Source organism: Philodulcilactobacillus myokonensis (genome assembly GCF_027923585.1).
In the GTDB taxonomy this organism is placed as follows: domain Bacteria; phylum Bacillota; class Bacilli; order Lactobacillales; family Lactobacillaceae; genus Philodulcilactobacillus; species Philodulcilactobacillus myokonensis.
The window spans coordinates 849,121-860,944 of sequence record NZ_BRPL01000002.1; the positions used below are offsets into that span (position 1 = coordinate 849,121).

Genomic DNA, 11,824 nt, shown 5'->3' on the forward strand with positions numbered 1-11,824 from the left:
TTCAAATTTTCGGATGATATTTTTGATAAACTTGATTTAAATGTTTATGGGAAACGTGGGTATAAATTTGGGTTGTCGATATATCTGAATGACCCAATAATTCCTGAACCACCCTTAAATCAGCACCATGTTCTAAAATATGAGTTGCAAATGAGTGCCTTAAAGTATGGGGGGTAACATCTTTTTTAATGCCAACCTGTTTAACGTATTTTTTAATTTTCTGCCAAATACTCTGTCGACTTAAATGGTGCCCATGAGCATTCAAAAAAACATATTGACTTTGTTTTTTTAAAAGTAATTGCGGCCTGCTATGCAATAGATAACGATTTAACCATTTAATTGCAACGTTTCCGATTGGAATAATTCGTTCCTTATCGCCCTTACCTAAAGTTTGAATTAAATTCATGCTTAAGTGCAGATCATTTAATTTCAAATTAATTAATTCACTAACTCGAAGGCCAGTTGCATACATAACTTCTAAAATTGCACGATCACGCAAGCCATATTTATTACTTGGATCAGGTGCAGAAAACAATAAGTTAATTTCTCTTTCGGATAAAACGTGTGGCAATGGTATTGCCCGCTTTGGCATATCAATTTTACTCATTGGATCTTTATCGACATAATTAAATTGAGTTAAATAACGATAAAATTCACGCAATGATGAAATCAAATGAATAATTGAATTTCTTGAAATATGATGACGATTTAACTGTGAAATATAATCTAAAATGACATATTGATCAACATCAGATAAGTTTTTAATATGACGTTTTTGAAAATATTCAATGATTTCACTTAAATCCTGATGATAACTTTTAATGCTATTTTTGGATAAACCACGTTCAACTAATAAATAATGAACATATTTTTCTAAAATTTCATTCAATTTATACCACCAAATATTTTACTATATTTTTTTATTAATCCCAAGATCAGTCAATTGAATCCCCGACTTAGATTCAGTAATCAAGCGCTGCTTCAATAAATGGCCAACCGCCCGTTTGAATTGAGCCTTGCTAATTCCAAAAAAAGTTCTAATATCTTCTGGTTTGCTTTTATCAGTATATGGGATTTGATGATGATTAGCATGTTGTAAAACAGCTAAAACCATTTCGGCATCATTATCAATTGCCTCATAGGCACGTGGTTTAGTTGATAAGTTTAAAGATCCGTTTTGATGAACGCCAATGACTCGTCCATTGACGACTTCACCCATTCTAAGTGGATTTTCAACCTCACTAGGGTGGATAAAACCAAGGTGATATTGATCAGTCATTACAATTGTTCCACCCAATTTTAATTCAATCACGGTCGCCCTAACGTTTTTATTCATTGAATGACGATTAGCCGGTAAGGAAATGGCATGAAAAATATCGCGATCTGCTAATTTACCCCAGATTCTTCCCTTATGATCGTTTTCTAATGCAATCATTAAGTGATCTCCCGCTTTCGGCCATAAGGAATACTTTTGAGGTAAATCATCCATTGAAACAGCAATGTCTTTATCTGGTAAACCAATATTAACAAAAACGCCGAAATCATATTTACTTTGGACGACATTACCAAAAGCATAATGATCGAATAAAACCTTAGGAATGTTTCGAGTAATTTGATATTTTTTGTTTTCATTTTGATAGGCAAACCCGGTAAAATGAGAGCCTAATTTCATTGGTTTTTTTATCTCATTTTTATTCAACATAAAGGTAATCCCATTGATTTGAACATAATAATTTTGTTCATTTTCATCAGTAACATTACCTGAAATAATTTTTCCTAAAATATTTTCCATAATTAACCCCGTTTATATATAAAATTATCTTTACTTATCATTCTACATTAGTTTGAAAATTATTTCGAATTTAAATCATAAAAAAAGATACGCTAAAATTAGCGTATCTTTTTAAAATAAGTAATTTAAGTTATATTATAGTGATTTGGTTGCACCTTGATAAACAATTCCACGACGAGAATCAACGGTAATCATATCACCATCAGAAATTTTTTCAGTAGCATGTGAAGCACTAACAACAACGGGAAGACCCATTGAAATACCAGCAACAGCAGCATATGAAGTTAAACCACCGGTTTCAACAACAAGTGCTGAAGCTTTCTTAATAGCAGGCATGTAATCTTTATTAGTATTCTTAGCAACAAGAACGCCACCATCAGTAGCCTTCTTATTAGCTTCGTCAGCGCTCTTAGCAACGAATGCTTTACCAATAATAGCTTTATCACCAATACCTTGGCCTTGAGTTAACTTAGAACCGATTAATTGAACACGGATTAAGTTAGTGGTACCTTTTTCACCAACTGGAGAACCACCAACGGTTAAGATCAAGTCGCCTTCCTTAGCTAAACCAGTTTCTAAGGCTTTCTTAGAAGCTAAGTCAAACATTTCATTGGCGTTTGATGGCTTATCAGCAACGATTGGATGAACACCCCAGTTAATGGTTAAACCACGACGAGTACGATCATCAAAAGTAATTGCTAAAATATTAGCATCTGGATGATATTTAGATAACATTCTAGCGGTGTAACCACTACCAGTAACTGTAACAATGGTGTGAATACCTAATTTCTTAGCCATATCACTAACGGTGTTACCAATAGCTTCAGTAACATCACCATTATTAAATTTAGGAACAAAATTGCCATATTCGTCAAATGCATTTTCAGCTTTAACATCAATCTTAGACATAGCTTGAACTGCTTTAACTGGGTAAGCACCATTAGCACTTTCACCAGAAAGCATCGTGGCATCAGTACCATCCCAAACGGCATTAGCAACGTCTGAAACTTCGGCACGTGATGGACGTGGGTTAGCAGCCATTGATGCTAACATTTGAGTAGCAACGATAACTGGTTTGCCAAGTTCGTTACATCTATGAATCATATGGTTTTGAACCAATGGAACATTTTCAAATGGAATATTAACGGCCATGTCACCACGTGGAACCATTAATCCATCAGAAACCTTCATGATTGATTCTAAATTATCAATTCCTTCTTGGTTTTCAATTTTAGGGAAAATTTGAACATCTTCCATATGATGTTTATCAAGTAACTTACGGATATCTAAGATATCTTGTGGTTTACGTGCAAATGATGCAGTGATGAAATTAATGTTCATATTTTCTAAACCAAATTCAATATCATCGGAATCCTTTTCAGTAATTCCTGGTAAGTTAATGGAAACGCCAGGAGCATCAGCAGTTTTACGTGAACCTAAAACAGCTGGGTTTTGAGCAGTAACGTGTAATTCACGTTTTGAATCATCTTTACTGTCAATTACAGTATCTAAAATACCATCATCAAAAAGAACATGTCCGCCGACATGAACATCATCATACAAGCCAGTGTATGTGACATTGATTTTATCTTTAGTAGTTTTATCAACAGCATCCATAGCAATAACCATTTTATCGCCAGTATGATATTGAATCTTGCCATCAGCATTTTCAGTAGTACGAATTTCAGCACCCTTGGTATCTAAATCAATACCAACAGTCTTACCAGTACGCTTTTCAGCTTCTTGAACCATGTGGTATCGCTTCAAGTGTTCTGGATGACTACCATGTGAAAAGTTGAAACGGAAAATATTTGCACCTGCATCAATTAATTTTGAAATTGTGTCAACATCAAAACTTGCAGGACCTAAGGTACTTACGATCTTAGTTTTTTTCATAAGTAAAATCTCCCCTTTTTATTGAGTAAGAACCAGTATTTCTGTACCTACTCTTATAATCCACTGATAATTGTATCACTTTTATAAAAAGATGTCTTTTGTATTGTTTGAATAATTTAAGCTTTATTGAAAAATAACATTCTGTTTACCAAGTAGATTCTTTAACTGAAGATTGACTTTTGAATTCATTTGAATTTTGTATGGGTTTTCTAATAAAAATTTACTATCATCTTTTTCTCGATAAATAATAATTGAATGCTTTCCACGGTAATGACTTATGATTTGATACAGTTGATTAATAATCATTGATTGATCATGATGAACATCAATCTTCAAATAACAACGCTGATTAATTTTCAAACGTTGATTCAACATATGAGCAACGTTATCAGCAGGTGCAACTTGATTACAAATAATTTGAAATCCTCTTGATTGATCAACTTGACCGCGGACAAAAATAACAATGCCTTTTTTAAGCCAACCCTGAATATTTTTATAAGTAGTTGGAAAAATGGTTAAATGAACATTGCCAATTTCGTCACTACCGGTAGCAAAGGCCATTAAATCACCCTTTTTGGTTCTGATTGTCTTTAACTCGTTTAAGTACAAAATTGTGTTTAAATTTCCAGAAGCGGATGGCAATTCATCAGTTGTTAACGCATGGTATACACTAGCAACTCGTTTAAATCGTTCAACCGGGTGTCCTGATAGATAAAATCCGAGAAATTGATTTTCCCTCTGTAATTTTTCCTTTAGTGGTAAATCAGGGATGTGCTTAATTTTCGGTTTTAATTCTTTAAACAAATTGATTGAATGTCCGCTTAAATTAATGGTTTCAATAAAACTATCAATCGAATGAATTAATTCAGCTCGATTATAACCAAAACAATCTAACGCGCCAGAAAAAATTAACGGTTTCATTAAATCATTTGTCCGGAAGTGATCCGGCAGTCTGCGAATAAACTGCTCTAAGTTCTTATATTGGCCATGATCATGTCGATCCTTAATTATAAAACGCACAAAATCGTTTCTCAATCCATGAATAAACTTTAAGCCAAAGATAATTTGATGATTTTTTAATGTAAACATATCACCGCTAAGGTTAACATCCGGACTAATAATTTTAATATCACGTTTCTTAGCTTCCATTAAATATATTTTTATTTTTCTAGCATTATTTAGGGAAGCATTTAATACAGATGTTATAAATGCTCGGCTATAATGGGCCTTTAAATAAGCTAATTCAAATGCAAATTTACTGTACGCAAATGCGTGGGACTTATTAAATCCATAGCTTGCAAATCGATCAATATAATCAAAAGTTTGTTTAGCAACTGCGTTTGAAAAGCCTAATTTTTGAGCACCCTTCATGAATTTTTGACCCATTGAGTCCATAACCGCACGTTTCTTTTTACTCATTGCACGCCTTAAGATATCAGCTTGCCCTAACGTAAAACCACCCATTGAGGATGCCACTAGCATAACTTGTTCTTGATAAACAATGATGCCATAAGTTGATCCTAAAATTGATTTTAAAGATTGATCAGGATAAGTGACTTTTTCAAGGTGCTTTTTTCGTTTAATGAACGATGGAATATTATGCATCGGACCGGGTCGATATAGTGCATCAACTGCAGCAATCAAATTAAAATTATCTGGGTGTAATCTTCTTAAAACCGTTTTAATTCCTTCCGATTCAAATTGAAAAACACCATTGGTATCGCCCTGTTGAAATAAATTTAGTGTTTTTGGATCATTCAAATTAACCCGATGAATTGGTACCCATTTTCCAGTATTTTGATGAATAATTTTTAAGATATTACCCATGATGGATAAATTTCTTAAACCCAAAAAATCAATTTTTAATAATCCAATTTCTTCAGTATAATTTTTTGAATACTGGGTAATGTACATATTATCATTACCATTTTGTAATGGAACGACATCAACTAACGGGTGATCACTTAAAATCAAACCAGCAGCATGGGTTGAATAATGCCTTGGCAATCCCTCTAGCTTTAACGCCGTTTTAAATATTAATTGGTTCAATTTATTATCGTGAACAATATTTCTTAAAGCTTGTGATTGTTTAAATGAATCACTTAAAGAAATATTTAAAACTTTCGGAATGGCACGGCTAAAATGGCTTAATTGATCTGAATCCAAGCTAAACGTTCGACCAACATCACGTAATGATTGTTTAGTAGCCATTGTTCCAAACGTAATAATTTGTGAGACCCGTTCGTGTCCATATTTATCATGAACATACTTTAAAACATCATCCCGACGGTCATCTGGAATATCCAAATCTATATCAGGCATTTGGGCACGTTCTTTATTTAAAAACCGTTCAAAAAGCAAATGATACCTTAGGGGGTCAACATCTGTAATATATAAAGTATATGAAACAAGCGATCCAGCCGCCGAACCACGACCCGCACCAGTCGTAATATTTTGGGTATGAATATAATCCATGATATCCCAAACAATCAAGAAATAATCATCAAATCCCATATCATGAATAACTGATAGCTCATAGTGCAATCGTTTTCTGTAATCTTTTAAGCGGTTGATATCAATTTGACGCGCCGAGGCCCTTTTCTTTAATCCTTTTTCACACAGGGATTGTAAATAATGACTAGATGGAATTTGATCAGGGGTCTTAAATCTAGGCAATTCAGTCGGCCGTTTTTCAATCTTAACATTGCAAGATGAACTAATTGCATTAGTTTCTGCCAAGGCGGCACTTAAATTCTTTTTTTGAAATGTTTTAACCATCATTTGATTGGGCATCAACCAATCTTTACCTAATTCCTTACTAGCCCTAATGGGATTAGAAATTCTTTTATCGTTTTCAACTGCTTTTAAGACATTCAATGCAAATAAATCTTCAGGTTCTAAATAGTAAACGGGAGCTAAAGCAACTAATTTAGTTTTCGTCTTCTTTGCTAATTTTTTTATTTTATCGATGTAAATATCATTATGTTGTAAATTAATTCCAATCTTAAATGAATTTGCATCTTGATCAGATTTAATCAAATTAACATATTGGTATGCTAAATCAGTTTGACCACTTTCCAAAAAAGAATTCAATTCACCATTAGTGGTACTAATAACGTATATTCCTGATAATAATTTTTTAATGTCATCCCATTTTAGAATTTGGTTGTCCTTAAGGGTTTGTTTACGGGTAGAAATTCTGATTAAATTATGATACCCCGTTTGATTTTGGGCTAACAATAACAAATCATATTGTAAGTTATGATTAATTAATCCTGAACATTTTAAGGTCAGGCCAATAATAGGATGAATACCTGCCCGTTTGCAAGCATCATAAAATTCAACTGATCCATACATGACATTCTTATCCGTTAGTGCAATTGATTGATAGCCACGTTTAATTGCTGCATCCACAAGTGCATTAATTGAAATGGTACTTTGTAATAAACTATAAGCACTGATTACTTGTAAGGGGGTGTAATCCATATTCAGCTTCCTTTCTCACTTTATTAACATTATAACAAATAATAATTTATCAATATTAAATAACCACTTTTTCTTTTTTAAATTATCATTTTAAGTTATAATATGTGCAGGAATTATTAATACAAATAAATGGAGATGTTAATATGCGTTGGATTATTCAGAATATCACCGCAATGTTTTATGCATTTCTTTTCGGAGATATCATTGGATACATTGGTAATCAATTACTAGGTTTACAATACAGTAATCTAGAATTTGGTATCATTTTTGCCCTCATTACATTTGTCACAAGTAATTGTGTTATGTTAATGGCTGACCGTAAGGTTAAATAATTTATATTAGTAAAAGAGCCCCTGGATATTTATTGTTCAGGGACTCTTTTATTTTGATTAAATTAAGTTGTTTAGACGTTGAACGTCAAATGATCACCATCTAAATCTATTTTTACAGTTTGTTGGGGATTAATTTTTTCAGCAATAATTTTCTTTGCCAAAGGTGTTTCAACATAATTAGTGACAAATCTTGCTAAGGGTCTTGCACCGTATTGCGGTTGATATGCCTTTTTTGCAATCCACTGTTTAGCTTGATCACTAATTTTAATTCCAATATTTTGATTAGCAAGTCGTTTAGCAACCTGTCTAATTAATTTATGATCAACAATTTTTTCCATATCATTCAATGAAAGTGGTTTGAATTCAATAATATCATCAATTCGATTCAAAAATTCCGGTTTAAAACTGGCCTTCAAAAGTTGATTAACTTTCTTTTTAGCATCATCATTAATGTTTCCATTTTTGTCAGTGCCTTTAAGCAAAATATCTGATCCTAAATTAGATGTCATAATGATAATGGTATTCTTAAAATCAACGGTTCGGCCTTGACTATCAGTCAATCTTCCATCATCCAAAACTTGCAATAGAATATTAAAAACATCCGGATGAGCCTTTTCAATTTCATCTAAAAGGACAATTGAATATGGATTTCTTCTAACCGCATCCGTTAATTGACCGCCATTTTCATAGCCAACGTATCCTGGAGCAGCCCCGACTAATCTGGAAACGGACTCTTTTTCCATGTATTCAGACATGTCAATTCTAACCATTTGATTTTCTGAATCAAATAAATTTTCAGCTAATGATTTTGCTAGTTCAGTTTTTCCAACCCCAGTTGGTCCTAAGAATAAGAATGATCCTAAAGGCCGACTTGGATCTTGCAGACCTGCTCTTGAACGAATCACGGCATCCGAAATAGCGTTAACTGCTTGGTCTTGTCCGATTACCCGCTTATGAAGATTATCGGCAAGATGTAATAATTTTTCACGCTCGCCGCGCACTAAACGAGCAACGGGAATCCCAGTCTGTTCACTTACCACCGATGCGATTTCATTACTGGTTACTGATTCACTGACTAACCAATCTTGATGGGGCTTTTCTTTTGATGCCATCTGTTTTAACTGTTTTTGTAACTTTGGAATCGTTCCATGTTGTAAAACAGCAGCTCGATTAAAATCATAGTGACTTTCAGCTTGCTTTAAATCATTTTTGGCTTGATTAAGTTTCTTGCGCTTATCACCAAGTTGGTTTATGGCATCTTTTTCACTCTGCCAACGTGCATTTAATTGGTGAACCTTTTCCTTTTTATTTGCAATTTGTGGTTTCAATTCGGCCAATCGCTTCTTAGATGCATCGTCAACTTCCTTTTTTAAAGCAGTTTGTTCAACCCGCATCCTTACTAATTGTCGATTGGCTTGATCTAATTGAGTGGGTTTTGAATTCAATTCAACACTGATTGTAGCTGAAGCTTCATCAACTAAATCGATCGCCTTATCAGGTAAATAACGGTCAGTAATATAACGATCAGATAATTTAGCAGCTGCTACTAATGCATTATCATGAATTCGAACGCCATGGTGAATTTCTAAGCTCTCTTTTAATCCTCTTAAAATTGTAATGGTATCGTCAATTGACGGTTCTTTGACCATAATTCTTTGGAACCGGCGTTCTAGTGCTTTATCCTTTTCTAAATACTTACGGTATTCATCTAATGTCGTGGCACCAATCAAGTGAAGTTCACCACGGGCTAACATTGGTTTCAATAAATTACCGGCATCCATACTACCTTCGCTTTTACCAGCACCCACAATATTATGAATCTCATCAATAAACATGATAATTTTGCCGTCAGATTTTTTAACGGCATTTAAAACGGATTTTAACCGTTCTTCAAATTGCCCACGGTACTTAGCACCGGCAATTAATGATCCCATATCTAATTCAAAGAGTGATTTATTTTTTAAATTTTCTGGAACATCATTAACTGCCATTCGTTTAGCTAATCCTTCTACAATTGCAGTTTTTCCAACCCCTGGATCACCTAAAAGAATGGGGTTATTCTTAGTCATTCTGGATAAAATTCTGATGACATCCCAAATTTCAGTGTCCCTTCCAATTACAGGGCCTAATTTACCATTACGGGCTTCTTTAACTAAATCAACCCCATATTTTTTTAATGGTTGAAAATTACTGTCCTTCGTTTTAGTATTCACTTTTTCACCCCCGCGGATTTTTTTAACTTCACTTAAAACTTTCTTTTCAGATAATCCCTTTGATTTTAAATTGTCAGTCAATGGAACATTGTCTAACTGCATTAAAGCAATCACTAAGGTGTCAACGGCAATGTAAGAATCACCTAACTTCTTTTTAATTAATTCAGCATGCTGAATTAGTTGATACATATTTTTTGAAATTGTTGATCCATACTTAACGCTATTACCACTGACAGTTGGAATTTGATTTAATTCTTGATCAATTGTTTGATCAATTTGTTTAATGTCCAGACCCAATGCAGTATAAATTTGTCTTGCCAATTCACCTGGTTGAATTAAGAATTTAAACAGGTGTGGAATATCAATTGCCTGATGTTTACGATTGACAGCTACCTTTTGTGCTTGTGCTAAAGCTTGGGTAACCGCTTCTGTAAATTCATCTGGATTCATAAATATCACTTCACTTTATAAAAAATACTTATGAGCTATTTATTAGTTCATAAGTATTCTATCAAATTTAATTTTTAATTGAAAATAATTTGACCTTTACTGACCAATCAAAATTAAATTCATTAAATAAACGTAAATGGTTCGGTATTAATTTCCGTTTTAACAATCTCAATGTTCCAATTAAATTCTTGATTCCATTTTTGAAATAATTCTGCTAATTTTGGAATACAAATGCATTCAATATGATGACCAGGGTCAATTACAGACAAGCCGGATGCAATCATATCATGGGCAGTATGATAAGTCACATCTCCTGTAATATAAACATCAGCGTGTTTTTTTAATACTTGTGGGTAAAATTCAGAACCACTCCCACCTAAAATGGCAACTTTTTTAATTACTTGGTCTGGATGATGAGAAATCAAGCGTAGCCCATTAATGTTAAAAATTTTCTTACATTTTTTAGCAAAATCCATTACTGAAATTGATTTTTTAAGTTCACCAACCCGCCCCATTGAATAATGATCAGGGTCAAAATGGTTAGGAACAAGTCCCGAAACATGATTTAATCCGACTTGTTGTGCCAGCCAGTCATTCATCCCATGGTTAGCACTATCTAAATTAGTGTGAGCTGCGTATACAGTAATATGATGTTTAATAATGTTAGCATACATTTGATTTTGTGGATTAGATAAATCTAAATTTTTGGCCGGATGAAACATCACTGGATGATGAGCAAAAATAAAATCAACATGCCGTTTAATCGCCTCATCAACAACTTCCGGCCTTACATCTAAAGTTATCATCATCTTATTCACATTCGCATTAAGCGATCCAATTTGTAACCCAATTGGATCCCATGATTCGGCTAATTGTTTTGGTGCCAATTTTTCAAATTGATCAACAATGGTCCTAACTTTCATTTTATTACCCCCTCGTAATTAGTGACTGAATTAATTTCATTTGAGCCTTAATCATTTGAATTTTAATTTTAGCCTGTTTACTCCTTGCAAACTTCATTTGATGAATAACACTCTGCATTCTTTGATAAGCATCTTTATATTTTTGTAAAAGTGCACTGGAGTGTTTCTTTAATAGCACTGGTCCAAAATATAATTCATCTTCAGTATAGAATGGCTTAGCATGCATTTTGTTTGCAATCAAAATTTCATAAATATGGTGATCATCAACCACAATTTTTTCATCACTAATTTGATAGTAATGTTCCATTAGCCATTTTCTTAGGCCGTATTCCCCAATATTGGGTTGTAAAATTAATTTTTCATTGCCATTTATCCGGTGCAATTTAATGCCACGTTCTAAAATTCTGTGAATTAAATTACCACCCATTCCAGCAATTGTAATCACATTAATATCATCACTAGGGCGAATTGCATCCAATCCGTCTGCCAAACGGGGATGAACAATGGAATTAACATTGGCTGAATTAATTTCATATTCAGCATTTTGGAACGGTCCCCTTACCACTTCACCTGCAACTGCAAAATCAACCAAATGATTTTGTGCCAAATAAATTGGTAAATAAGCATGATCCGAGCCAATATCGGCTAATCGACTGTTAAGTGGAACTTGATTCGCAACGGTTTGTAATCTCTTTGATAGGTGTTTACCGTCCATTTTAATGGACACTCCAT

8 protein-coding genes are annotated in these 11,824 nt (G+C 33.5%); 1 reads left to right on the plus strand and 7 read right to left on the minus strand.

The window, feature by feature from the left end; all coding sequences use genetic code 11:
• Position 1 precedes the first annotated feature (1 nt).
• From xerD to dnaE, 4 genes are all read right to left on the minus strand, one after another.
• Positions 2-889, minus strand: a complete 888-nt coding sequence (gene xerD, locus WR164_RS04495; protein ID WP_286136358.1) for a site-specific tyrosine recombinase XerD — start codon at positions 887-889, stop codon at positions 2-4.
• Positions 890-910: 21 nt separating this feature from the next.
• Positions 911-1,792 (minus strand): CvfB family protein, encoded by an 882-nt coding sequence (locus tag WR164_RS04500; protein ID WP_286136359.1) that lies wholly within the window; start codon positions 1,790-1,792, stop codon positions 911-913.
• A 135-nt stretch (positions 1,793-1,927) separates the two neighbouring features.
• Entirely contained in the window at positions 1,928-3,688 is a 1,761-nt protein-coding gene (pyk, locus tag WR164_RS04505) for a pyruvate kinase (RefSeq protein WP_286136360.1), read from the minus strand.
• 123 nt (positions 3,689-3,811) lie between these two features.
• Positions 3,812-7,174, minus strand: a complete 3,363-nt coding sequence (gene dnaE, locus WR164_RS04510; protein ID WP_286136361.1) for a DNA polymerase III subunit alpha — start codon at positions 7,172-7,174, stop codon at positions 3,812-3,814.
• Positions 7,175-7,317: 143 nt separating this feature from the next.
• On the opposite strand from dnaE, the gene WR164_RS04515 reads away from it, so the two are divergent.
• On the plus strand, positions 7,318-7,506 hold the full coding sequence (locus tag WR164_RS04515) for a DUF2929 family protein (RefSeq protein WP_286136362.1): 189 nt from the start codon (positions 7,318-7,320) through the stop codon (positions 7,504-7,506).
• Between the two features lie 71 nt (positions 7,507-7,577).
• Here the strand turns inward: WR164_RS04515 and WR164_RS04520 are convergent, their stop codons facing one another.
• The 3 genes from WR164_RS04520 to WR164_RS04530 all read right to left on the minus strand — a co-directional run bounded on the left by WR164_RS04520 (position 7,578) and on the right by WR164_RS04530 (position 11,807).
• On the minus strand, positions 7,578-10,169 hold the full coding sequence (locus tag WR164_RS04520; protein WP_286136363.1) for an ATP-dependent Clp protease ATP-binding subunit: 2,592 nt from the start codon (positions 10,167-10,169) through the stop codon (positions 7,578-7,580).
• Between the two features lie 122 nt (positions 10,170-10,291).
• A complete protein-coding gene (locus tag WR164_RS04525; protein WP_286136364.1) occupies positions 10,292-11,092 on the minus strand; it encodes a Nif3-like dinuclear metal center hexameric protein in 801 nt (266 codons plus the stop codon).
• Between the two features lie 4 nt (positions 11,093-11,096).
• Complete coding sequence (locus WR164_RS04530; protein WP_286136365.1) at positions 11,097-11,807, minus strand: tRNA (adenine(22)-N(1))-methyltransferase; 711 nt, start codon at positions 11,805-11,807, stop codon at positions 11,097-11,099.
• Positions 11,808-11,824 lie beyond the last annotated feature (17 nt).

Excerpts from the sequence above, each read along its gene's own strand:
- dnaE (WP_286136361.1), bottom strand. The coding sequence starts at position 7,174 with ATGGATTACACCCCCTTACAAGTAATCAGTGCTTATAGTTTATTACAA.
- WR164_RS04530 (WP_286136365.1), bottom strand. The coding sequence starts at position 11,807 with ATGGACGGTAAACACCTATCAAAGAGATTACAAACCGTTGCGAATCAA.
- WR164_RS04525 (WP_286136364.1), bottom strand. The coding sequence starts at position 11,092 with ATGAAAGTTAGGACCATTGTTGATCAATTTGAAAAATTGGCACCAAAA.
- WR164_RS04500 (WP_286136359.1), bottom strand. The coding sequence starts at position 1,792 with ATGGAAAATATTTTAGGAAAAATTATTTCAGGTAATGTTACTGATGAA.
- pyk (WP_286136360.1), bottom strand. The coding sequence starts at position 3,688 with ATGAAAAAAACTAAGATCGTAAGTACCTTAGGTCCTGCAAGTTTTGAT.
- WR164_RS04520 (WP_286136363.1), bottom strand. The coding sequence starts at position 10,169 with ATGAATCCAGATGAATTTACAGAAGCGGTTACCCAAGCTTTAGCACAA.
- WR164_RS04515 (WP_286136362.1), top strand. The coding sequence starts at position 7,318 with ATGCGTTGGATTATTCAGAATATCACCGCAATGTTTTATGCATTTCTT.